Consider the following 22,380-nt stretch of genomic DNA (forward strand, 5'->3'; position numbering starts at 1 on the left):
GTATAGTTTAATTAGGAGTGGAAGATATGAACCGAGAAGCACGTTTAAAGAGACAAGAGAATATTCGGAATTTCTCTATTATCGCACATATTGACCACGGGAAATCTACGCTTGCTGACCGTATTTTAGAGCAAACGAAATCACTGACTTCCCGTGAAATGAAAGCACAACTACTCGACTCAATGGATTTAGAACGTGAGCGAGGAATTACCATTAAATTAAATGCAGTACAACTAAAATATGAAGCAAAAAATGGTGAAGTGTATACACTCCATTTAATCGACACACCAGGACACGTCGATTTCACATATGAAGTATCACGTAGTTTAGCGGCTTGTGAAGGCGCTATTTTAGTCGTGGATGCTGCACAAGGCATCGAAGCGCAAACGTTGGCAAACGTTTACTTAGCGCTTGATAATGAACTTGAAATTTTACCAGTCATCAATAAAATCGACTTACCTGCAGCAGATCCAGAGCGTGTACGTCAAGAGGTCGAAGATGTTATTGGTCTAGATGCTTCTGAAGCGGTTTTAGCTTCTGCTAAAGCAGGGATCGGGATTGTAGACATTTTAGAACAAATCGTAGAAAAAGTACCAGCACCAACAGGCGATCCTGAAGCACCATTACAAGCACTTATTTTCGACTCTGTGTACGATCCATACAAAGGTGTTATCATTTCTATCCGTATTATGAATGGTACAGTAAAACCCGGCGATAAAATCCGCATGATGGCAACTGGTGCAGAATTCGAAGTTATTGAAGTCGGTATTCATACACCGAAAATCACGCCACAAGCAGAATTAACTGTTGGCGATGTTGGTTACTTAACAGCATCTATTAAAAACGTTGGCGACACGCGCGTAGGGGATACTGTCACATTAGCAAATAACCAAGCAACAGAAGCTTTAGCTGGTTACCGTCGTTTAAATCCAATGGTATATTGCGGTTTATACCCGATTGACACAGCGAAATATAACGACTTGCGTGATGCGTTAGAAAAATTAGAGTTAAATGACTCCGCGCTTCAATATGAGCCTGAAACATCACAAGCACTTGGCTTCGGTTTCCGTTGTGGATTCTTAGGACTTTTACACATGGAAATCATACAGGAACGTATCGAGCGTGAATTCAATATTGACCTAATTACAACGGCTCCATCTGTAATTTACGATGTGCACATGACAGATGGTTCATCGATGAAGGTCGATAACCCGGCGATGATGCCAGATCCACAAAAAATTGACCGCGTTGAAGAACCCTATGTTAAAGCTACAATTATGGTACCAAATGATTACGTTGGAGCTGTTATGGAGCTTTGTCAAATCAAACGCGGTAATTTCATGACAATGGATTATATCGACACTTCCCGTGTTAGCATCATTTATGAAATGCCACTATCGGAAATCGTTTATGATTTCTTCGATTACTTAAAATCAAATACAAAAGGCTATGCGTCTTTTGACTATGAGTTAATTGGCTACAAAACATCTAAGCTTGTAAAAATGGATATCCTTCTAAACAGTGAACAAGTCGATGCACTAAGCTTCATCGTTCACCGTGATTTTGCTTATGAACGTGGTAAAATAATCGTAGAAAAACTGAAAGAATTAATCCCACGTCAACAATTTGAAGTGCCAATTCAAGCAGCAATTGGACAAAAAATTGTAGCTCGTTCAACAATTAAATCAATGGGTAAAAACGTACTTGCAAAATGTTACGGTGGTGACATTTCTCGTAAACGTAAATTACTTGAAAAACAAAAAGCAGGTAAGAAACGTATGAAACAAGTTGGTTCGGTCGAAGTCCCACAAGAAGCCTTCATGGCAGTTTTGAAGATGGATGATTCGAAATAACGTTTTCACATCAATGTATTAAGATTTGTTGAAATTAAAATAAAACTATTTTAGTAAGGATTTCCACCGATATTCCATTGTTTTAAAAGTTAAGACTTTTGAACAATGGAAGATGATATATCGTTGGAATTCCTTTCTTTTTTTTTGAAATGTACATAAAAATGGTCATTTGTAAAAGGAATAACAGGTATGATCTTAACAACGAACTAGAATATTTTCAATTTGATTCTTTTGAAGAAGCACTTGAATTTGCTAGAAATTTCTTAATCTGAGCGTAGCTGAATACTTTTGTTCCGTAACCAGCTCCCTCTTGCCCGCAGCAGAAATCAACTTTTTCTATCATTGAAATTGGATAAAATTAGTTAATCAACATACCTGATGGTAATACATAGACTATTTCTTAAGGGAATGGTCTTTTTCATTGAAAAAAACTTAACTGAGCGTATTTTTCGTGATTTTGAAGCCTTTTTTCTTTTAGTGGACTTTTTAGTTGTATCTAAACATGCTTGTAAGGCTGACATAAGACCAGTCACAGATACTTTTTTGTATACTTTTTGGCGATAATGGGTATTGAGCTAAAGAGATTTTTATATATAATGGAAGATTGAAGAGAACTCATTAATTTCAATTCGAAAAAATTCCATAATACTTCAAGGCAATATACGTTTCAGTAAATTCATTCTTTAAGGGGGTGCTTACAGTTGGAGAATCCATTACGATTGTCTGATACTTCTCACACTCATGCAAAGCCAGTAACAAGAAAGGCGATACTTTGCATGGGGCGAAAAATTTAATTTTATCGCTAAACAAGCTTTTCTAAACAATTGGCTTTGCTCCCTTATTCGAATTTATAATAAGGAGCGAGTAAAATTGAAGTATACAAACGCACAGAAGGTTTTACCTGAAAAGCTAATTTTAGAAATTCAAAAATATGTACAAGGGGAAACACTTTATATTCCTAAGCCTGAAAAAGATTATCAAAAATGGGGAACGTCGAGTGGGACTAGACAGCGGTTAGACTACCGTAATGCAGCTATTCGAGATGCTTTCACAAAAGGTACTCGTATTGAGCAACTAGCACAGGAATTTTATCTCTCCGTTGAAACAATAAAAAAAATTGTCTACTCACATAACAATAATACTAAGTACTGATCAACCCCCTTGTAAATGTTAGGCTACATTTACAAGGGGGTACTTTATGTATAAAACGTTTCTAAATGATTCTAGCACTATTAGAACATCATTTTTTCCATTAAAATAAGTGTACCAAAACAATAGCAATAAATTTAGGAGTGAAACTTGATGACCGAAAGATTTATTAAAAACGAACAGTTCAACTTTATCAGTAAACAAGTTGCTTGGATCAAAGATAGTACTAAGCAACATTTACCTGCTGGTGTTCTAGCCTCTGTTTATGATTTATCAAATGAAAAAATACTGAACTGTATTCCAAATATGACAGCTTCGCAAAAAAATATACTAGATTTTTCTAAACTTAAAACAGTTGAAGAGTATGAACAAGCTCTAGAGCAACTTGTTAACTATTTGTTACCCTTCCCAACCGTTACCGAGCAACAACTAAAAAAACTATTTCCAAAAAGTAAAAAACTAAAGCTACCTGATTTATCAAATGTAGACTTAAAACGCTTAACTTACTTAAGTTGGAATGATAGTAGATCAAATAAAAAGTATTTACTTTATGAGCTAGAGGGACAATTAGTCGGGATAGAGTGTACATTTTCACCGTCAACAAAGAAAAATATTTGCTCCATTTGCCATTGTCACGGGGAAGTTACTCATTTTTCTACCGTAACAAAGGCGAAAAAACTAAATAATCCAGATTATTATAAGTCTATCGGAAACCTTATTTGCGTAGATAGTAGTCAATGTAATAAAAACATTACAGATGATTCTTATTTGAAGGACTTCTTAAAAGAATCTCTACTTAAATAACTTTTGAAATGAATCTTTCCACACGAATATTACGTTACCTAAACCAATCAGGAGATTTGTAAAAGGTGGGATATGTTCGGTGCTTACGTTAAAAAGAGATAAAGATCATCTATTCTTGCAAGGAATATGTGGCCTTTATCCTTTTAGCTATGCTTTAATATTGTGTTAATCTAAAGTACCTGTACTAATAATTGACGTCTTAACTTGGATATCCACTTCTAACTTACTAATGTTCTCTTCCGTCATTTCTTTCGTCCACTTCCCGTCATAGTACATACGGAAATTTTCACTTAAACCAATTGGGTCCACCTTTAGTTCTTTAAGTTTGTTTAATGTTTTTTTGACTTCTTCCTCGACTTGTTTATTTATATCTTTTTCTAGTTTTGACAAGCTTTCTGGAGAATGTAAATCATTTTCTCGTTCGCCTGTGTACTCTACAAGCGTACCTTTATAAAACAATGAAATTGTTAGCTTTGGCGACTTTATATTTTTATTGCTCTTCATTTTCACCCTACTTTTTACTCGCTCTAGCATTAGGCTTTCTTTGCCATGTCCTTGATTTAATTCAACGGAGAGTGGAGCAAGTTTTTTTTTCCCTATAAGGTCTTGGATGATGAACGCTTCTTCTGGTGTTAAGGTTTCAAACATATTATTATTTTTAAATAAAGCGACACCTGTAATTTCTAGTTTGTCATCCTTTTTTTCTATTATAGGCAGGAGGGGATCAAATACTGGATTTGTTGCGGTATATATAAAATCATGAATATTCGTATTTGGATTAAATGCAGTATTGATAGTTGGCAATAATAAATCATTTATATAATAGTTAATATCTGGTTTGTTTGGATAATCAGCGTTAATCAATTCTTCACTAGAACCTTTAACGATTGCAATTAGCACTTTGTTACCTGGCTCAGGATTTCTGTATAAATGTTGAATCATTCTTTCTACTCTTCCTTTTCGAGCGAATTCCTCATTAATAAGAACCACACGTAATTGGTTGAATAAAATCTTTTTATCTGAAAGCGCCTCTATATCGACGATGCCTTTAGAAAGTAATTCAGTAGGAACAGAGAAAACCTGAGTACTTGCCTTTGCTCCAGGAGAATGTTGAGGGATGGCTACACTTAACTGCACCTTATTTTCATCAATATAGTCAAATGCCATAATGCCGGCCAGACCGATCTCTTCCAGAGGTACTTTGTGTTCTGCCCTTGAACAGCCTACTAAAAAAGTAAGTCCAATTAAAGTGGTAAATAAGAGAATTTTTTTATTCATGGTTGCACCTGCTTTTTTCGAAGTAAGTAGATGATACTCAAAAATGAAGGCCAAACAATCAAAAAATAAGCAATATAATTAACGGTTGTAAAAAATTTGTCTTGGAATTCTTGTGGAAAGGGTATTCGCACAATTAGGAAAACAATTGCTGTGAGTACATATATATAATATTTCTTTTCTTTAGAGAACAGGGAAACTATGCCTTCCTTTGCACTCCATAAATATACTGCAACTGTAGTCAAAATTAGAAATACCCATAATGTCACGCCAATAATATCGAATCTTTCTACAAAAGAAAGCTCTCCAGATTTCAACAGATTTAATATGGAGAATTCTATATGTTTCAACTGCCATTCTGAAAAATACATAACACTTATGAGGACAGTTATAAAACAAAGACTTATACTTATCCAAATACCTGTTAACACATGTTTGAACGCTTTTTTTTGATCTACAATATACGGAAAATAAAACATGATTGCTCCATATCCCAGAACAGCTAGATAGCCTTTTCCCATCGCTTCAAAAAGTTCCTTGCCATTGAAATTAAATAATGGGAATAAATGACTGAAATCTCCTTTTTGAACAGCCCAATACGTAAAATAAAAAATACCTATCGTTAGAAAAAAGGTTAGCATGCAAAATCTTGCGATGGATTTTATCCCTCCATTTACGATGTAAATAAGAAGTAATAGAAAAAGTAGAACCGGCTTAGTAATCGTTTGCTCTGGGAGAGCTGTACTTTGAATAAGGTGCATATATTTATTAATAATTCCCGCAATGAAAAGGGTGAACTGAAGAATGATCAATACATTGAGAATCTTCCCTAACCCCTTACCCAGTAATATTTCATTGATGCGAAATAAGTTTTCATTAGGATACTTTAAGTTAAGCCAAACCATGGGCCACAATGTTAAACTTGCAAACACTCCAAATAAAATAGGGAGAAATGTTTGACTATAGCCCACAGAACTAAGTTCTCGAGGTAGTGTAAGTATTCCAGAACCAATCATTGCACTTTGCGCCAAAAAAACAACATGATAGCCATTCAAAATTTTCTTCGTGTGTGTACTCATCTTAAATTACCTCAACTTCCATGAAGCTTTTTACTTTTTCTGCGCTCTTGATATTCCCTTTCGATTTTTTAAATAGGCTGTTGGAAATCGAACAATACTGTCCAATAAATCTGTAGCCTTCCGGGGAATAAAAGGAGTCATATATGGTGTTCCTAATGAATTTAAACTTAGTAAATGAGCGAATAACCAAGCAAACGCTAGCATTTGTCCGTACATCCCAAAAAAACCTGCAGAAAAAATAAAAATATATCGAACAAATCTACTCGTATTACTCATTAAAAAGATGGGTGGAAGGAAAGAAAGTAATGCAGAAATCGCGACTAAGACAATTAATATATTACTTACTAGTCCAGCGTCTACCGCTGCAGTACCAATTACAATACCCCCTACGATACCAATTGTTTGTCCGACTTTCGTAGGCATTCGCGATCCAGCTTCCCTTAAAACTTCAATGATTAACTCAATGAACAATACTTCAATGAGTGGTGGGAGAGGAACGTTACTTCTTGACTCTTGTAGATTCAATAAAAGTTCGTAAGGAAGAAGCTCCGGATGAAAAACTAATGCAGAGATATAAGTTGGTGTTATCATGATTGTCAAGAAAAAACCAAAAAAACGAAGCATCCTTAGAAGGGACGCCATTGTCCAACGGTTATAATAATCTTCAATAGATATGAACATTTCGAAAAATGATGTAGGACCAACGATGGCTGCTTGACTATTATCCATAAAAACAACGATTCTTCCATCAAGGAGATACTGACTAATACTATCTGGTCGTACGCTCATGTAATACTGTGGAAAAGGTGATAAAGGGTTATCTTCAATAGATTGCATTAACATCGAGATATCCGTAAATATCGGGTAATGCACCTTATCTATTCGCTGTTTTAACGTATCTAAATTTTCTTTGTTTACGAGATCCTCAATATACAATATGGAAATTCTAAAATTGGATTCTGTTCCTAATATACGGTCTTCATTTTTCAGCATAGGGTTTCGTATACGTCTTCTCACTAAAGAAATATTGGTGTCTAATGATTCTGTAAATGCATCTTGTGGTCCAATGACAGTTGATTCTGTTGCAGTATCCGTTATTGTACGTGTAGGCGCACTATAAGTGTTCAACGAAAGTAATTGATGTGTTTGATGAAAGTACAGTAGCGTATGTCCACCACCGATTTTTTCTATAATACCTTTAAATTCTTTTAAATCGACGGGTGTAGCTAATTGATGAATTTGATGGATATGATTACATAAAGGAACTAGTACTACCTCTTGTAATGTTCTCTTCTCAACGAGAGAATTGGAATGAATAATCGTAACCATACCTTCTTTTGTGGGAATATCTTTGAAAACGGCATCTTGAATATGGTTTGTAATTTCCCTTAAAGCTTTAACCGTCTCCTCAGCTAAAACACTCTCCACCGTAGGAGCCTTTTTATACTGCATATTAACTTTCGTGGTACGTACCAACTTATATTTCAAAGTACCACACGCCTTTCTCTAAATAGATAAAATTAGATTGTCCATTTTTTGAAAAATTATGTATTAAAATTTCGACTCTACACCAAATTCTGTCCTTGTAAAACATTTGCCGGAGTTCTGAGTAGGGGAAAATCGTGAGGTTGCATTCGATTTTCACGAGCGAATATTAAACAACCAATTTTTTTAGAATATTTTTCAAACGTTAAAAAGCTCATTTGCCAAAATTGATATACGACTTAAATATAAATATGTGCCAAACCTGACTAAAGACCTGAAATGGCGCTTATTTAAAAATATATCGTATATCAAAATCGCGAGTTTGTATAAATTCGAAGTATTTTAAGTCATCAGTAAAACTTTCTATGTTAAAACGAAAATGACCTCGAAATATTTTGATGAAAAAATGTGATTTGAGGAAAGTTCAACAAAGAACGTTTGCTGATTTATATTCGGCATTACAATTTTTTAGCTGCTCGAATTCTTAAAAAAAGCTGATGCGATTCTTCGTATAGAAACATAGTTATATGGGCATTTATACGTGTTTCTGAAAAATATTCACTCTTTTTTCGAAGCGTTTCTTCATTGATATATAGATTAATGTTCCTTGCCAATTACTTAAAATATGTGTAAGGGAAGGCGGCGTTTTTCAAAAAAGCACCTGTCACTTATCATGTCGTTAAAATAACATGATAAGTGACAGATGCTATTAAGATGATTCATTCGGAAGAAAAAGGTATTCAATGTTGCGTTTTTTAGAGCGAATTAAGCATTTTTATAGCCTGTTTCATTAGAATGAGTATAAGTCTATTGTCCTGTTTGTTTTATTTTACAGCATGATCATCGGAGCGAATATGGCTCCATTTTGCTTTGTTTTTATACTTTTTTAGCTGTTTTTCGGTTGTTTTGTTAGTGTAGATACAATATTATTTGTCGGATACTTGTGAATGAAGATATTTTAGCAAAATGCATAAGATGCTCCATGACTGTTACTTTTTTAAAAGTTAAGGACAAGTTTTAGTAATGACCCAAAATTCCTAATAATATATGCAGCAATTATTGGTGAGTGAAAATACTGAACACAAAAAAACTAACCAGTAGATTTTTTGTGTCTACTGGATAGGTGATTATTGAATAGAATTAGTTATTATTTTTTCAACATATTATATATTATTCAAATTTAATTTTACCAGTTTTATTGAAGTAAGAAAAAGATCACCTCAAACTGTTGATTTATCCGAATAAGGATGTCTAATTGTGGGTGGTCTTTGCTATTATTTATTAGTAATTTTTGTGCACCTGATTGAATTTAAATTCTTTTTATTGTATATTTATTCAAAAGATATTGAGGAGGTTGATCATGATGTACAAACTATGTGACAAAAATCCTTCATTTGAAGATTATCAAGTATTACACAAAGCGACTGGTTGGAATGCGAAAGGATTATATACGTATGACCAACTGTATCAAGCAATTTGTAATAGTTGGTTTAGCATGTCAATCTATGATGGTACGGCATTAATTGGGTATGGTCGTATTATTTCGGATGGTATTTACCAAACATTTATTTGTGACGTCATGGTTCATCCAACTTACCAACGACAAGGGATTGGTACAACAGTGATGGAAGCTTTATTAGCACATTGTAAACGTGAGGATATAAAATGGATTCAATTATCTTGTGCAAAAGGGAAGCAACTATTTTATCATAAGCTTGGATTTGTTGAACGAGATATTGATGCACCTGGAATGATGTTGTTTTATGAGTAACGAATCAAATAGTTGAATCCACTTAAACCCGCCCTCCAAAAAAGAGTGGATTTTTTTATTCCCCCTCTTTCTTTTATTTCTTTGTATATTGTAAAAAACCAATTTACTTGGATGATGAAACTTGGAGTTTGGTGACGGTATTCCGGCTCTAATAATAAAGGCAACACATCAAGAGATAAAGGTGCGCGGACGGATGTTAAAATGTGGTCAGTATGTAAGTGCGTATAGCAAGGTTATTGAGGATTTAGCGTACAAGGAACGCTGTTTATAGTCATTAACTACGATTGTATACCAAGTGATTGATACATCTACGTCAAACGAAGGCGACAGATGAATGTTTTTATATAAAATCACTAATTATCAACAATTTCATTTATCTTTCTTTCCCCAATCGTAAGGTATTTCCGCCCAATTAATAAATAGTAATACTAAGTACAGCACTACAAAACTAAGTAACATAAGAGACAAATTTTCGCCCCATTTAATATCACTACTTGAAAAAAATTGATCACCCGTTACAAGAATAAAATAAATCACAGGAAAAAAAAGATAATGTACTTGATCCTTTTTCAAATCCTCATCCCCTTTGCTTACACTTTCATTTTTTCAAATCCAATGTTTGGTCGGAAAATAAAATGCCGATTTACTCCATTTTTTCTTTTAGTTATTTTTTATATTATAACAAGGAACAATAAACTTTGTGGAAACAGTACAAAAGAAGAAGTTGAAAATATTGAAGATGAGGAAAAGAAATATAAGAAATTTCAGTTAGTTTAGCGACTAAATGTGGTTATTATTTTCAATCAAATATTTAAATAATAACCAATATTTATCAATTACTTATTTTGAGGATGATAAAAATGAGTTATGCTAGTAATAGAAAAGGTGCAGGTAAGTGGAGGGGTTGATTCTTTATGAAAGCAGCTATGCTTGCGATGAATGCCGTTGCAGAATCGAAAGTGCAAATGATGAAGCAAAGACCAGGTAATTATTTTTTACAAACCATTTTGGGTGGCCTCTATATTGGCTTTGGTGTATTACTCATTGTGACGATAGGAGGTCTATTTGATCCCACAGGTGTGCCAAGCATGAAAATTGTGCAGGGGCTCGCGTTTGGTGTGGCGCTAAGTATGGTAATGATGGGCGGGGCAAATTTATTTACGGGTGATAATTTAGTGCTCACTGTAAGTACGCTTTCGAAAAAAACGTCACCAGTAGAAATGCTAAGTATTTGGACGTTTAGCTATATTGGAAACTTTTTCGGTTCACTGTTCGCTGCGGTGTTATTTTTTTATGCAGGGCTTGCAGTTGGCGATATGGCTGCCTATATTGAAAAGCTAGCCACTGTAAAGATGAATGCTGGATTCGTGGCACTGCTATGCCGAGGGATTTTATGTAATCTCCTCGTCTGTTTGGCCGTATGGTGCAACTATAAATTGAAAACGGAAATAGCTAAAATTGCTATGATTTTTTGCTGTATTTTCCCGTTCATAACATCAGGATTTGAGCATAGTGTTGCGAATATGACGTTATTTAGCCTTGCACTAATGATTCCACACGGGGAGTTAGTGTCGTTTAGTGGTATGGTAGCGAATTTAGTGCCAGTGACGCTAGGCAATATTATTGGTGGCGCTGTGATTGGATTTATGTATTGGATGAATGTAAAGGAATCCAATACATAAATGACTACATCAATGTCGCCTGTAGTAGATACAGAAGTATAAGATAAGCATGACGAGATAAATTTTTTAGTGTCTGATTTGGAAGTTGAAAAAGGATAAATGGAAAATGATATTTTTTCAAGAGACGCCAATTCCTTAATAGTTTGATGTCAATCAACATATAATTGGCTCATTCCGTAAAGTTTGTTGTTGTTTATTGAAAATTAGTATCTAGTATCTAATCTGATTAAATTTAACAGAATGAATCTTTAAAAGGATTTGCATTGTCTAAATACAATAGGATTGGAGGTTATGATGTATGAAAAAAATTATGTTACTCGTTTTAACATTGTCTTTAATATCTGTATTTCTCATGGGTTGCCAATCAAATGATAATAACGGATTTGCAGATGAAGATTTATCAAAGGTAAGTATCTCAAAATCTAGTGGTTTCGGTAAAGTGAATTCGGATTTTTATATAGTATATGAAGATAAAGAAACTCTTGATATATTCAAGAATGCCATCACAAACGCTGTAAAGTTAGAAGGTATAGCGGATATGGAAGAACCTCAATTTGATTTAAAAGTCATTTATACTGACAGAAATAAGCAAGGTTATCATTTATGGGTAGGGGAAAAAGGACAAAAAAGCACCTTAATGAATGTTGATGATACACACATTAGGTATTCCATCTCAGAAGAAATTACTAATCAGTTAATTGATTTAGTTAAATAATTCTCTGGAAATAATTCTAGTTTCATTGCTTCAAATAATGCTAATTGCTCCGTATTTGAAAGTTAGCTGAAATCTTTAATGGATAGAAGCAATAAATTTTCTATGTATATTATAGGTAAAGAGGTGGGGATATTTGGAAAATATTAATCGGTTGAAACAAGCAATTAAAGGGTTGAGTGCAGAAGACGCAAAGTCGATGCTTTTCCTATTGTTAAGTAATAGCGAGTTGAGTGAGGAAAAGATGAGGGCAATGCAACAGTCTATCATTAAGATAGGAGAGGAAGAGCAAGTGACGAAAAATGCACAAACGGTACATATTGTCTTTGGTGATTCACCAGGTGGGAGCTTAAGCATAGCAATGCGAGATACGGACTATGAACTGACAGAGGAGATCATTGTGTTGCCAGATATTTTATCGGTTGGTCCAGTGAAGGATTTACATATAGAAGTCGGTATTGAGGATCGTTTCAGATGGTTCCAGGAGCGTTACATTCTTGAGGATGATGGGCTTGAACATTATATGCACGGCATGCTAAAAGCTGTAGAAAAAGTGATGAACATTTCATCTAATCAGGATATTGTCATTTGGACTTGCCAGAATGCACATGAGCAAACCGGCTTGCGTCTTGTTTTAGCGTGGTTAAAGGATAAGCTGAATACGGTATTCGTTCTGGATACGTTTACGGCTTTCCATGAAATCTATACGTATCCACAGTTAGTGGAGGAGTGCTATCCGAAAACATCTGGAGAAGTAACTTCAGAAAATTTACGTCTTTTTTATGAGCAATATGAATTGCGCCCTTTGCAAAAGGCAAAACGTCAGGCACTTTGCAAAGAAGGCTTGCTGATGCTTGCGAACGAGAAAAATATTATTCGGACATGGGAACATCAAGAACTTTGGTACAATCTCGATGAGAGCCGCGATGATAGTTTCATTATAGAATGTGCACAGCGCATGTATTTGGAAGATGGTAAGGTTGAGTATAGGAAGTCGGCCCGTTTAATTGGGGAAGTGCTTGGGCATATGGAGCAATTTGTAGGGGGAAAATGGATAGAATACCGCCTTCGTAGTTTAATAGAGCAAGGTGTTTTTTCTTACAAAGGAAATTTAAAGGCTATGCGCTATTACGAAGTGAAATTGAATGATGAGTACTTGACGAATCATTAATTTTGGATGTTTTGACTTCCTAAAAAATCGTAGGGAGAATGAATACTAGAGTTGCTAAGAAACTTATGTAAGTTGGCAATATAGAACAATGAACTAATAAATTTGTAAACAGTGAAATAGATAAGTATATATTTTTTGAGAAAGGAAGAACGCAAAAGTAAGCGTATTAAAGCACGATATAGTAGACACAAGGGCAGATGTATTTATACTTAAACAAGTAAGATAATTTAATAAAATGAGCATCATTTACATTACCACACCCCTTGAGGCTGTGGTTTTTTTGTTCAAACTTATTAGATGCTCACAAAAGCAGAAAAAGTTAGCATACGGTAATCGGATTCGATGACACACAAGCTGCGCCTTTTAGTTTATAGTTGCACCTCTTTTGTGGTAATCGGCTAAACCATTGTGATATTTTTCTTTGCGGTAACGGGCTTTAAAAAGCAAATGAAGAGCTAAATGGGCGTTCATGTGCCTAAATATAAAATTATGAAGGAAAAGTAATAAAATAAGCTCCATTTTTTCTTTTAGGACAATCCCCTTCAAGTAGTAAAATGGGCGATTATGATACAATAGAAACGATAAAATAATCTTGAAGGAGCTACCCATATGTTAAAAACTGAAGTATTCGAACAACTAAAAAAGGCAATGAAAGAAAAAGATGTACTAGCAAAAGGCGTATTAACACTTGTGAAATCAGCGTTAGATTCTGCTGAGAAGGAAAAGGGCGAGGCGTTGTCACATGATGAAGAGCTTGCTATTATCAACCGTGAAGTAAAACAAACCAACCAAGCATTAGAAGGCGCTCAATCAGCTGGCCGTGCAGACTTAATTGAAAAAGAGGAAGCGAAGTTAGTGCTTTTAAAATCATTCCTTCCGAAGCAGTTGTCAGAAGATGAAATTGTAGAAAAGTTAACTGCAGCAGGTGTTACAAAGGGCATGAGTATGGGCGATGCCATGAAAATTGCCAAACCATTATTAAATGGTCAAGCAGAAGGCGCTGTTATTTCAAAAGTTGTGAAAAGCTTAATTTAAAATGGGGAAAAAAGATGGCTTTGCAAAGCCATCTTTTTCATATTACTGATGAGATTTATGTTAAAAGATGTAGGGAAACGAGGAATCCCTATTAAATTGGTGGTAGTATATACAAGAGCAACTAAAAGTAATTTAGAAATTATAGGTAGATAAAGAGGAAGAAATGAGAAAGAAAAAACTAAAAGAACTCGCAAAAAATTTTATAAAAGACATAGTGGATGAGGTTTCTGGTACGATCGTATTCGAAATCATTTGGAATATCCTTATGTTTATCCCGAAAATAATGATTCGTTTTGTAAAGTTTATTTTGGATTAAATTCTTTCAAGTTGTAATTGCGCATTAATAATCGTAAGGCTTTACCTCCCTTTGTTGTCAAAATAATTAGAATATACTATACTGTTAATTAACCACCGGTCAGTATAAGGAGGGAATTATGTCACCACGTAAACCTGCATCACAAGAATTGACACAAGAAATGATTGTTGAAGAAGCAAGAAAGCAATTTATTGAAAAGGATTTCCATCAAGTATCTATGCGCAGTATCGCGAAAGAACTTGGCTGTAGTCACGGTGCAATTTACTATCATTTTAAAAATAAAGCGGAGTTATTTTACGTGATTATTGAGGGATACTTTGCTGAATTAAATCATTTTTTAGATGAGACAGTAAATGGCACAGATGATAATCAGACTAAACTTTATCATGTATTCCTGGGCTTTATGGAATTTGGGTTAAACCATCAGAGCCAATACGAATACATGTTTATGCTAAGAAGTAATGAAGTAGATGGGTTATCCCAAGAGGCTGCCAATCTCAGCTACGAAAAATTCGCTCAGTCGGTACAATCTTTATCCGATGATCAATTGTTGATTTCAGATATCTATTCAGCATTTATGGCGCTACATGGTTTTGTTGCCCATTATCGGGGTTACGTTGTGAGCTTTGATGAAGCGAAAGAGGCTGCTCATTTACATGCTGAATTTATCGTCAAAGCTTTAAAATAAGTAGGGTCGCTCTGGATTGATTTTTGTAAATCTAGAGTTTGTTTTTGCACTATATTGACCAGTGGTTAATTAAAAGGGGGTTGTGTTATGAAAAAAGCGTTAGTAGTAGGTGCATCAGGTGGAATGGGATATGCGCTTGTCTGTGAATTAGTATCAAAAGATATAGAGGTGATTGCTTTTGCAAGAGGAAAAGAAAAACTAGCCTCTCTTTTTCAACATAAAGAGAATGTCACGATTTTTGCAGGGGATGCATTAAACAAACAGGACCTGTTGGAAGCTGCACAAGGGGTAGATATCATTTTTCACGCAGCTAGTTTTCCGTATCAAGAATGGGAACACAAGCATCTAAAGTGTTTAAATATAATGATTGAGGTTGCCAAAATGCAACAGGCGAAAATTGCGCTTGTGGATAATATTTATGCTTATGGTAGGCAAACTACACACTTAGTGAAGGAGGAGGCGGTTAAGGAGCCACACACGAAAAAGGGAAAAATACGTCTTGCTATGGAAAATAGATTGAAGGATAGTGGTGTTCCCTCATTAATTGTTCATATGCCTGATTTATATGGACCAAATGCAGAAAATACGATTCTCTATGAAACACTAAAAAGTGTCGTAAATAATAAAAAGGCCAATTTCGTCGGTGACATGGAAAAAGCGAGAGAATTTCTTTATACATTTGATGGTGCAAAGGCGATGGTAGAGCTTGCTCTGCGTCCTGATGCTTACAATCAAAACTGGAATGTTCCAGGTGTTCCCTCTATTACGGGGCAGGAGCTAATGTTAATTATACGTGAAATAACAGGCTATAAAAAAGACGTTCGTACAGTTTCAAAAGGGATGATTCGCTTGATTGGCACCTTTTCGCCCTTTATGAAGGAAATGGTGGAAATGATGTATTTAACGGAGGTACCGGTGTTATTGAGTGGGGAGAAGTGTAAAAATGAAATAGGTGCTTTATCTTATACTTCTTATAAGGAAGGTCTACAAGAAACGATCGTATGGATGAAAAAAGATAAAAAAGTACAAAGTGTCACATATTAATATGTATTCATCATAGAGATTTTGGCTATATCCTTACACATGCTAAGTGTTTTAATTTAAAAACAATGCACTAATTTGTATGGTTAAATTGTTTGCAGATAAATCAATAAATATGTTACATTGTGACGTAGAAAAAAGGTGAATTCATTTATAGGAAGAACCTCATTGGGATTCATGACGTCTTATTAAGTAATAATCTAAAGGTATAGAAATGCTAGATTCTGTGACTACCAAAATTTGCGAAGAGGCTAGTATGATGTTGAATTTTATGAGAATTATTAATAAAAAATAGCCATCTATCCTTCACTACTTATACAAGTAATAAAGGAGATGGCATCAGTTTTATAACAGCATAGCTTGTTATAGTACAAAGTGTCATTTAATTTTCACAGTTGAACTCAATCTAACAATCTATGTTATGTTAAAATAATTTCATAGAGAGATTATTTCCATAAACCTGCTTTTTCTAATTTCTTTTTCCCTTTAAATGCTAATAGTACTAATAGTGCATTTAAAACTAACATAATAGCAAGACCATACAGAACAAATGTATAGCTACCAGTAATTTCGTAAACGAAGCCATATCCAGGTAATGCAACAATACCAGCTACTGCTAAACCGATTGCAGCAGTAGAATAGATTTGACTGTAATCTTTACTACCAAATAGCGCTGTTGTTAAAAGTGGACCTAATGTTCCAAGAGATGAAACAACAAAACCAAAAATAATGATAGCCACAGTAAATAGTGTTGGGTTTTCAGGGACCGTTAGTAAAATACCAACTGGAATTAATCCTAATAACATAGCGAATACCGCTGTGCTTTTTGCACCAATTTTATCGCTTAATACACCAAAAGATAAAGCACCTACTAATACGCCAATTTGCATTGCACCTAGTACACTACCAGCAAATTTGATGTCATAGCCAATACCCATTGCGAATGGGGCAATATGTTGACTAAAACTAGCAATTGATGTGATGATGAAGAAGAACGCCAATAATGCAAAAAATGCGCTAGATTTTTTTGCTACTGCAGCTGTAACACCTACTGCTGTAACTTGTTGAGCAGAAGAACCTTCATTTGTTTCTACTTCATCCATACCTAATGGTTGTAAACCTTTTTGTTGAGGAGACATTCGAATCACTAATAATATGATTGGAATGATAATGGCCGCTACAGCTATACCTAAAGCGATATACGTAAATCTCCAGCCTTGGGTAGCAATTAAATTACCTACTGTTGGTTGAATGACTGCACCCAATACACCACCGATTGCAACCATGATTCCGATTGCTAAACCATTATGTTTCTTAAACCAGTTATTGATTAAAACAGGGCCTGCTATTTGTGTTATAAAAACTGAACCAATTGCCATTGGGATACTGAATAAGTACCAGCCCCATACTGAACTCATTAATCCGAACATTGCGAATGAACCAGCCATTAATATAATCGCAACTATTAAAATTAATTTAATATCATATTTAGCCATTAATTTACCTGCAATAGGTAAGAAAATCATTGTGACAATGGAGGCAATACTAAAGTATAATGTTAAGCTACCCATTCCAATGCCTAAGTCTTGAGTAACTGGTGTTAAGAATAATCCACCTGCAGTAGAAATACCGTTTTTACCTACACCTACCATGATAGATAAACCGATTAATAACCACCAAGCATAGTGGATTTTTTTCTTTTGTTGATTCATGATGTAATCCTCATTCTATAATTTATTTAATTACCGTCCCGTTCACACGAAACAGAATTATTACTGTGATTAAAAAGGGAAAAATAATATTGATTAGCGTAATTTAATTGATCCACCATCTACCATAATTGTTTGACCCGTAATATAAGCAGAATCTTCGCTTGCTAAGAATACTGCAACGCGACCGATATCGTCTTCAATTTCACCTAGTCTTCTTAGAGGGATTTTAGAAAGCATACCTTGGTAATATTCTGGATTTTCTTCTGCCCATTGAAGCATACCCGGTGATTTAGCAATTGGTGCAATAATGTTTACATTGATACCAAATGGACCGAATTCATTTGCAGCTACACGCGTAATTCCACGAATCGCTTCTTTTGCAACTGCATAAGAGGCTTGGTTAACATCTCCGTTAATGCCAGCTCCAGACGCAAAGTTGATGATATTCCCTTTTGTTTCTTTTAAATATGGTAGTGCTGCTTGCATTAAGTAGAATGTTGGATAGAATCCAGTGTTAAATGATAAATCGAAATCTGCTTGAGTTGTATCAGCAATCGAGTTCATTCTTGATGCATGTGCATTGTTTACTAGAATATCTAGCTTGCCGTATCTCTCAACAACTTGCGTCACAATGTTTCCTAGTTTATCGTGCTCTGCAAGGTTTGCTTGAATGAACATAGATTCTGGTTGATATTCTTGTAATGTTTTAACAGTTTCATTTCCTACTTCTGCATTTAAGTCCACAATTACAACTGTTGCTCCCTCTTTTACAAAGGCAGTTGCCATTCCCATACCGATACCGCCTGCGCCACCTGTAATAATCGCTACTTTTCCATTAAGTTTTTTCATACCAATTTCTCCTTATTAAAAACATAGTTGATATGTACCCAACAACGATATTGAGTTTTATTGGACTTTCTATCAATTTATCATTTCATTGAACCTAATAAATTTCCCAAAGCCCAAATTAGATTTATATGAATTTTTTCATATAAAATAGTAACTTCAATTTCGAAGTTACTAAATTGAAAAACTTTAGTAACTTTTTGTACACAAGTTACTTATGTGCAACTATAACTCGAATAATAGAATGTGTCAATAATATGAACTTAATTATTTTAGTGACTTTAAATAGAAAGAATTTTGTGATAAGATTTAATAAATAATTACTTTGTTATAAAAAATTACCATAAAAAGTAGTCATGTTAAAAGGGGGCGTTCGTTTTGCTTGATAAGCATAAGGAAGAAGCGATTTGCAATAAAATTGAGATGGCCTATCACATTATAGGGAAAAAGTGGATGTGTTTGATTATCCATTCTTTAATGGAAGAACCAAAGAGATTTGGTGAAGTCTGCTCTTTAATTCCGGAATTAAGTAAACGTGTGTTAACAGAACGCATGAAAGAACTTGAGGATTCTGGAATTATATTACGTAACATCATTACAGATCGTCCCATACGTTCTGAGTATTCATTAACTAGGAAGGGACATGATTTAGGAGTTGCACTTCAAAGAGTGGAGTCTTGGGCTGAAAAATGGTTGTAGGTTGTATATTTATCTGCAATTTTATACATAGATAGTTTTGAAAACGAATAATGCTTAGCAAAAAGAGGTTTTTCATCTTGTAAAATGTTTTAACGCAACTGACATTTTACAAGAAGAACTCTTTTTTTTTGGAAATTTTTGTTGGAGGGACACCTAAAGCGATTAAAATTACAAAAAAATGTAGAAAAGAGCATAAAGATTGGTATTATGTGGGGTTTTTCGAGGGAGCTTTTGGTGCTGAAGAAGTTTCTGATATAGATGGTCATACAGAAACTTGACTATATGTTTCAACAAGACTTGATAATTTTGAAAATGAGCAAAGTTTAGAGGTTGTTTTTTCATAACGAAATTAAAAAGGTGACATTATTTCTCATATATACATTCACTTTATTTTAGAAAAAGCTATTATGTATTTATATTTTTATAAAGGTGAAGGCGGTAAGTATGGTTATATTCAATAGCTATGAATAGTGAACCGTTGGATATTCTATCAGGTAAGTAGGAGGGGCATTTTAAATAATCAACTCTTTATAGACCACTGAAAAATAATTGCTCTACAAAATTCGAAGTGGGTTTAGTTATGTAATGCTAAATTGTCCTTTCCTCTGGCAGGTCGGGGCGCTTTCGTGCATTTCTTCATTCAACTACTTATAATTGCTAATATATCGCTAAGATTGGAGTATGTGTTTATGGAAAAACAACAAAATAGTATAAAACCATTTCTTAAACTGATTGTGTCAACGAAAATCCCGAAGGTTGCGCTTACTATGGGTTTAGTAGCGAGTGTTATTACGACGCTTGCTGGATTAGTCGTTCCGATTTTAACGAAGGAATTAGTAGATGGGTTCTCAGTCGCTTCATTAAGTATTCCTCTTATCGTTGGAATTGGTGTCGCTTTTATAGCGCAAGCGATTATTAGCGGCATAGGGACGTATTTGCTAAGTTCGGTTGGTCAAAAAGTAGTGGCAAGGTTACGTGATCGTATGTGGTTAAAGATTACGCGTTTACCCGTTAGTTATTTTGATAAAGGGACTAGTGGTGAAACTGTCAGTCGAATTGTCAACGATACAAGTATTGTTAGAGAGTTAATTTCAGATCATTTTCCAAGCTTCATTGGAGGCATAATCTCTATTATTGGGGCTGTTACGATTCTACTCATTATGGATTGGAAAATGACACTCATGATGTTAATAGCGGTTCCGATTGTAATAGCAGTGATGACCCCTTTAGGGAGACAGATGGTGAAAGTCTCAAAGAGTATGCAGGATGAAACTGCAAACTTTTCAGGGGCTATCCAACAAACCTTGAGTGAAATTAGGCTAATGAAATCGTCAACAGCTGAACAAAATGAGGAAGCAAAAGGATTAAATGGCATCCAGAAGTTATTGCAATATGGACTGAAGGAATCACGGATTACGGCTTTTATAGGACCGCTGATGTATTTAGTGGTCATGGTCGTCATAGTGATCATTATTGGTTACGGTGGCATGCGTGTTGCAAATGGAACAATGTCGACTGGATCACTTGTTGCTTTCTTATTATACCTTTTCCAAATTATTTTCCCGATTACGTCCTTTGCCATGTTTTTCACTCAGCTTCAAAAAGCCAAAGGGGCAACAGAGCGAATTATTGAGATATTAGATTTACCAGTAGAAGAGGGGCAAGAAGGGGTAGAAATGGATATTTCTAATAAACCAATTCATGCACAGGCTGTATCATTTGGTTATGATGATGAACATGCAGTACTTAAGAATGTTTCCTTTGAGGCATTGCCAGGGCAGATGATTGCATTCGCTGGACCAAGTGGCAGTGGTAAAACAACGATGTTTGGACTACTTGAACGATTTTATGAGCCTACTTCAGGTGCTATCTATATTGGTGATACGCCCATCAATCAGCTATCACTTTCCTCTTGGCGTAGTCAAATCGGTTATGTTTCACAAGAGAGTGCGATGATGGCTGGCACTATTCGTGAAAATCTATGTTATGGGTTAAGTGCCTCCGACCAAATATCAGACGAGCGCCTATGGGAAGTTGCAAAAATGGCCTACGCCGATCAATTTATTAAAGATTTTCCAGAAGGATTAAACACAGAAGTCGGTGAGCGTGGTGTCAAATTGTCGGGTGGACAAAGACAGCGTATTGCTATTGCGCGTGCTTTTTTACGGGATCCCAAAATTCTAATGATGGACGAAGCAACGGCGAGCTTAGATAGCCAATCTGAGGGAGTTGTGCAGCAAGCATTATCACGATTGATGGAAGGACGCACAACTTTCGTCATCGCGCATCGCTTATCAACCATTGTCGATGCAGATAACATTATTTTTATTGAAAATGGACAGGTGACGGGTGCAGGAACCCACCAAGAATTAACGAAGTCACATGCATTATATCGTGAATTCGCCGAGCATCAATTGGCGTAGATGGGTGCTGCTGCATCTCTGATAACATTAGAATTTAGGAGAGACAACCATGACTATTACTATTAGACAAGAACAAATTGAAGATTACGTAACGACAGAAAAAGTTGTAAAGACTGCCTTTGAAGGTATGGAATTGAGCGACCAAACAGAACATGAATTAGTTGCTAGAATTAGAGGGGCAGAAGTATTCGTCCCAGAATTATCTTTAGTTGCTGTCGATGATAAAACGAAAGAAATTATCGGGCATATTTTATTGTCAAAAATGAAAATTGTCAATAAAGAACATGCAGTGGAATCCCTTGCACTTGCGCCGGTTTCAGTGCTTCCTGAATATCAAAAAAAGGGCATAGGAAAAAGGTTAATGCACGAAGCGTTAAATAAGGCAAAGGAACTTGGTTATAAATCTGTCATTGTCATGGGCCATCCGGAATATTATCCGAAGTTTGGCTTCAAGAAAGCTTCATTGTGGGACATAAATCCACCGTTCGATGTACCAGATGAGGCATTCATGGCATTGCCGTTGGAAGAGCATGCGCTTGACAATGTTTCTGGCGTTGTTGAATATCCAAGTGTGTTTTTTGAATAAAAGGGAGTAAGGAGGCTCAACGATTCGCCCGTTAAAAACGAGCTCAATTCCTC

At 35.2% G+C, this 22,380-nt stretch carries 22 protein-coding genes; 16 read left to right on the plus strand and 6 right to left on the minus strand.

Going from position 1 to position 22,380, the window contains the following annotated elements:
* Nucleotides 1-26 precede the first annotated feature (26 nt).
* The 3 genes from lepA (at nt 27) to AEA09_RS04895 (ending at nt 3,806) form a co-directional block, all read left to right on the plus strand.
* Nucleotides 27-1,853, plus strand: a complete 1,827-nt coding sequence (lepA, locus tag AEA09_RS04885; protein ID WP_053582769.1) for a translation elongation factor 4 — start codon at nt 27-29, stop codon at nt 1,851-1,853.
* Nucleotides 1,854-2,723: 870 nt separating this feature from the next.
* Nucleotides 2,724-3,005, plus strand: coding sequence for a CD3324 family protein (locus AEA09_RS04890; protein ID WP_053582770.1), 282 nt, complete (start codon nt 2,724-2,726; stop codon nt 3,003-3,005).
* 150 nt (nt 3,006-3,155) lie between these two features.
* Nucleotides 3,156-3,806 carry a FusB/FusC family EF-G-binding protein gene (locus AEA09_RS04895; RefSeq protein WP_053582771.1) on the plus strand — a complete coding sequence of 217 codons (651 nt, stop codon included), beginning with the start codon at nt 3,156-3,158 and terminating at the stop codon, nt 3,804-3,806.
* 165 nt (nt 3,807-3,971) lie between these two features.
* On the opposite strand, the gene AEA09_RS04900 is transcribed toward AEA09_RS04895, so the two are convergent.
* From AEA09_RS04900 to AEA09_RS04910, 3 genes are read right to left on the minus strand one after another with little or no spacing between them, the layout of a single operon-like run.
* Entirely contained in the window at nt 3,972-5,084 is a 1,113-nt protein-coding gene (locus tag AEA09_RS04900) for a Ger(x)C family spore germination protein (protein WP_053582772.1), read from the minus strand.
* Entirely contained in the window at nt 5,081-6,160 is a 1,080-nt protein-coding gene (locus AEA09_RS04905; RefSeq protein ID WP_053582773.1) for a GerAB/ArcD/ProY family transporter, read from the minus strand. The genes AEA09_RS04900 and AEA09_RS04905 overlap by 4 nt, the downstream gene beginning before the upstream one ends.
* Before the next feature lie 30 nt (nt 6,161-6,190).
* Nucleotides 6,191-7,648: a spore germination protein gene (locus AEA09_RS04910; protein WP_245622782.1), complete on the minus strand. Its 1,458-nt coding sequence runs from the start codon at nt 7,646-7,648 to the stop codon at nt 6,191-6,193.
* Between the two features lie 1,357 nt (nt 7,649-9,005).
* Here AEA09_RS04910 and AEA09_RS04915 point away from each other — a divergent pair.
* A complete protein-coding gene (locus tag AEA09_RS04915) occupies nt 9,006-9,416 on the plus strand; it encodes a GNAT family N-acetyltransferase (RefSeq protein WP_053582774.1) in 411 nt (136 codons plus the stop codon).
* 121 nt (nt 9,417-9,537) lie between these two features.
* The gene (locus AEA09_RS19810) at nt 9,538-9,687 is read left to right on the plus strand and encodes a hypothetical protein (RefSeq protein ID WP_156312050.1); all 150 of its coding nucleotides are present in this window, start codon (nt 9,538-9,540) and stop codon (nt 9,685-9,687) included.
* Nucleotides 9,688-9,785: 98 nt separating this feature from the next.
* On the opposite strand, the gene AEA09_RS04920 is transcribed toward AEA09_RS19810, so the two are convergent.
* Nucleotides 9,786-9,989 (minus strand): hypothetical protein, encoded by a 204-nt coding sequence (locus AEA09_RS04920; protein WP_053582775.1) that lies wholly within the window; start codon nt 9,987-9,989, stop codon nt 9,786-9,788.
* 341 nt (nt 9,990-10,330) lie between these two features.
* Here AEA09_RS04920 and AEA09_RS04930 point away from each other — a divergent pair, with 341 nt between their 5' ends.
* From AEA09_RS04930 to AEA09_RS04955, 7 genes are all read left to right on the plus strand, one after another.
* Entirely contained in the window at nt 10,331-11,098 is a 768-nt protein-coding gene (locus tag AEA09_RS04930) for a formate/nitrite transporter family protein (RefSeq protein WP_053582777.1), read from the plus strand.
* Nucleotides 11,099-11,396: 298 nt separating this feature from the next.
* Nucleotides 11,397-11,813 carry a YhfM domain-containing protein gene (locus tag AEA09_RS04935; RefSeq protein WP_053582778.1) on the plus strand — a complete coding sequence of 139 codons (417 nt, stop codon included), beginning with the start codon at nt 11,397-11,399 and terminating at the stop codon, nt 11,811-11,813.
* Nucleotides 11,814-11,946: 133 nt separating this feature from the next.
* Nucleotides 11,947-12,981 carry a DUF1835 domain-containing protein gene (locus AEA09_RS04940; RefSeq protein WP_053582779.1) on the plus strand — a complete coding sequence of 345 codons (1,035 nt, stop codon included), beginning with the start codon at nt 11,947-11,949 and terminating at the stop codon, nt 12,979-12,981.
* A gap of 609 nt (nt 12,982-13,590) precedes the next feature.
* Nucleotides 13,591-14,016 (plus strand): GatB/YqeY domain-containing protein, encoded by a 426-nt coding sequence (locus AEA09_RS04945; RefSeq protein WP_053582780.1) that lies wholly within the window; start codon nt 13,591-13,593, stop codon nt 14,014-14,016.
* A 163-nt stretch (nt 14,017-14,179) separates the two neighbouring features.
* Nucleotides 14,180-14,332: a hypothetical protein gene (locus tag AEA09_RS19815; RefSeq protein WP_156312052.1), complete on the plus strand. Its 153-nt coding sequence runs from the start codon at nt 14,180-14,182 to the stop codon at nt 14,330-14,332.
* A 118-nt stretch (nt 14,333-14,450) separates the two neighbouring features.
* The gene (locus AEA09_RS04950; protein WP_053582781.1) at nt 14,451-15,020 is read left to right on the plus strand and encodes a TetR/AcrR family transcriptional regulator; all 570 of its coding nucleotides are present in this window, start codon (nt 14,451-14,453) and stop codon (nt 15,018-15,020) included.
* A gap of 87 nt (nt 15,021-15,107) precedes the next feature.
* Nucleotides 15,108-16,064: an SDR family NAD(P)-dependent oxidoreductase gene (locus AEA09_RS04955; protein WP_053582782.1), complete on the plus strand. Its 957-nt coding sequence runs from the start codon at nt 15,108-15,110 to the stop codon at nt 16,062-16,064.
* A 443-nt stretch (nt 16,065-16,507) separates the two neighbouring features.
* On the opposite strand, the gene AEA09_RS04960 is transcribed toward AEA09_RS04955, so the two are convergent.
* The gene (locus tag AEA09_RS04960) at nt 16,508-17,773 is read right to left on the minus strand and encodes an MFS transporter (RefSeq protein WP_053582783.1); all 1,266 of its coding nucleotides are present in this window, start codon (nt 17,771-17,773) and stop codon (nt 16,508-16,510) included.
* Between the two features lie 93 nt (nt 17,774-17,866).
* Nucleotides 17,867-18,622 carry an SDR family NAD(P)-dependent oxidoreductase gene (locus AEA09_RS04965; RefSeq protein ID WP_053582784.1) on the minus strand — a complete coding sequence of 252 codons (756 nt, stop codon included), beginning with the start codon at nt 18,620-18,622 and terminating at the stop codon, nt 17,867-17,869.
* Between the two features lie 420 nt (nt 18,623-19,042).
* Between AEA09_RS04965 and AEA09_RS04970 the strand changes: the two genes are divergently transcribed.
* The 4 genes from AEA09_RS04970 to AEA09_RS04980 all read left to right on the plus strand — a co-directional run bounded on the left by AEA09_RS04970 (nt 19,043) and on the right by AEA09_RS04980 (nt 22,327).
* Nucleotides 19,043-19,318 carry a winged helix-turn-helix transcriptional regulator gene (locus tag AEA09_RS04970; protein ID WP_053584614.1) on the plus strand — a complete coding sequence of 92 codons (276 nt, stop codon included), beginning with the start codon at nt 19,043-19,045 and terminating at the stop codon, nt 19,316-19,318.
* A gap of 128 nt (nt 19,319-19,446) precedes the next feature.
* A complete protein-coding gene (locus tag AEA09_RS19820) occupies nt 19,447-19,596 on the plus strand; it encodes a hypothetical protein (RefSeq protein WP_156312053.1) in 150 nt (49 codons plus the stop codon).
* A gap of 411 nt (nt 19,597-20,007) precedes the next feature.
* A complete protein-coding gene (locus AEA09_RS04975) occupies nt 20,008-21,741 on the plus strand; it encodes an ABC transporter ATP-binding protein (RefSeq protein WP_053582785.1) in 1,734 nt (577 codons plus the stop codon).
* Between the two features lie 49 nt (nt 21,742-21,790).
* Nucleotides 21,791-22,327 carry a GNAT family N-acetyltransferase gene (locus AEA09_RS04980; protein WP_053582786.1) on the plus strand — a complete coding sequence of 179 codons (537 nt, stop codon included), beginning with the start codon at nt 21,791-21,793 and terminating at the stop codon, nt 22,325-22,327.
* Nucleotides 22,328-22,380: the final 53 nt, after the last annotated feature.

Origin of the sequence: Lysinibacillus contaminans (assembly GCF_001278945.1) — a bacterium.
Taxonomy (GTDB): Bacteria; Bacillota; Bacilli; order Bacillales_A; family Planococcaceae; genus Lysinibacillus; species Lysinibacillus contaminans.

What these genes read in the sequence shown, in the direction of transcription:
- lepA (WP_053582769.1), top strand. Translation starts at nt 27, where the DNA reads ATGAACCGAGAAGCACGTTTAAAGAGACAAGAGAATATTCGGAATTTC.
- AEA09_RS04895 (WP_053582771.1), top strand. Translation starts at nt 3,156, where the DNA reads ATGACCGAAAGATTTATTAAAAACGAACAGTTCAACTTTATCAGTAAA.
- AEA09_RS04900 (WP_053582772.1), bottom strand. Translation starts at nt 5,084, where the DNA reads ATGAATAAAAAAATTCTCTTATTTACCACTTTAATTGGACTTACTTTT.
- AEA09_RS04905 (WP_053582773.1), bottom strand. Translation starts at nt 6,160, where the DNA reads ATGAGTACACACACGAAGAAAATTTTGAATGGCTATCATGTTGTTTTT.
- AEA09_RS04915 (WP_053582774.1), top strand. Translation starts at nt 9,006, where the DNA reads ATGATGTACAAACTATGTGACAAAAATCCTTCATTTGAAGATTATCAA.
- AEA09_RS04930 (WP_053582777.1), top strand. Translation starts at nt 10,331, where the DNA reads ATGAAAGCAGCTATGCTTGCGATGAATGCCGTTGCAGAATCGAAAGTG.
- AEA09_RS04935 (WP_053582778.1), top strand. Translation starts at nt 11,397, where the DNA reads ATGAAAAAAATTATGTTACTCGTTTTAACATTGTCTTTAATATCTGTA.
- AEA09_RS04945 (WP_053582780.1), top strand. Translation starts at nt 13,591, where the DNA reads ATGTTAAAAACTGAAGTATTCGAACAACTAAAAAAGGCAATGAAAGAA.
- AEA09_RS19815 (WP_156312052.1), top strand. Translation starts at nt 14,180, where the DNA reads ATGAGAAAGAAAAAACTAAAAGAACTCGCAAAAAATTTTATAAAAGAC.
- AEA09_RS04950 (WP_053582781.1), top strand. Translation starts at nt 14,451, where the DNA reads ATGTCACCACGTAAACCTGCATCACAAGAATTGACACAAGAAATGATT.
- AEA09_RS04955 (WP_053582782.1), top strand. Translation starts at nt 15,108, where the DNA reads ATGAAAAAAGCGTTAGTAGTAGGTGCATCAGGTGGAATGGGATATGCG.
- AEA09_RS04960 (WP_053582783.1), bottom strand. Translation starts at nt 17,773, where the DNA reads ATGAATCAACAAAAGAAAAAAATCCACTATGCTTGGTGGTTATTAATC.
- AEA09_RS04965 (WP_053582784.1), bottom strand. Translation starts at nt 18,622, where the DNA reads ATGAAAAAACTTAATGGAAAAGTAGCGATTATTACAGGTGGCGCAGGC.
- AEA09_RS04970 (WP_053584614.1), top strand. Translation starts at nt 19,043, where the DNA reads ATGGCCTATCACATTATAGGGAAAAAGTGGATGTGTTTGATTATCCAT.
- AEA09_RS04975 (WP_053582785.1), top strand. Translation starts at nt 20,008, where the DNA reads ATGGAAAAACAACAAAATAGTATAAAACCATTTCTTAAACTGATTGTG.
- AEA09_RS04980 (WP_053582786.1), top strand. Translation starts at nt 21,791, where the DNA reads ATGACTATTACTATTAGACAAGAACAAATTGAAGATTACGTAACGACA.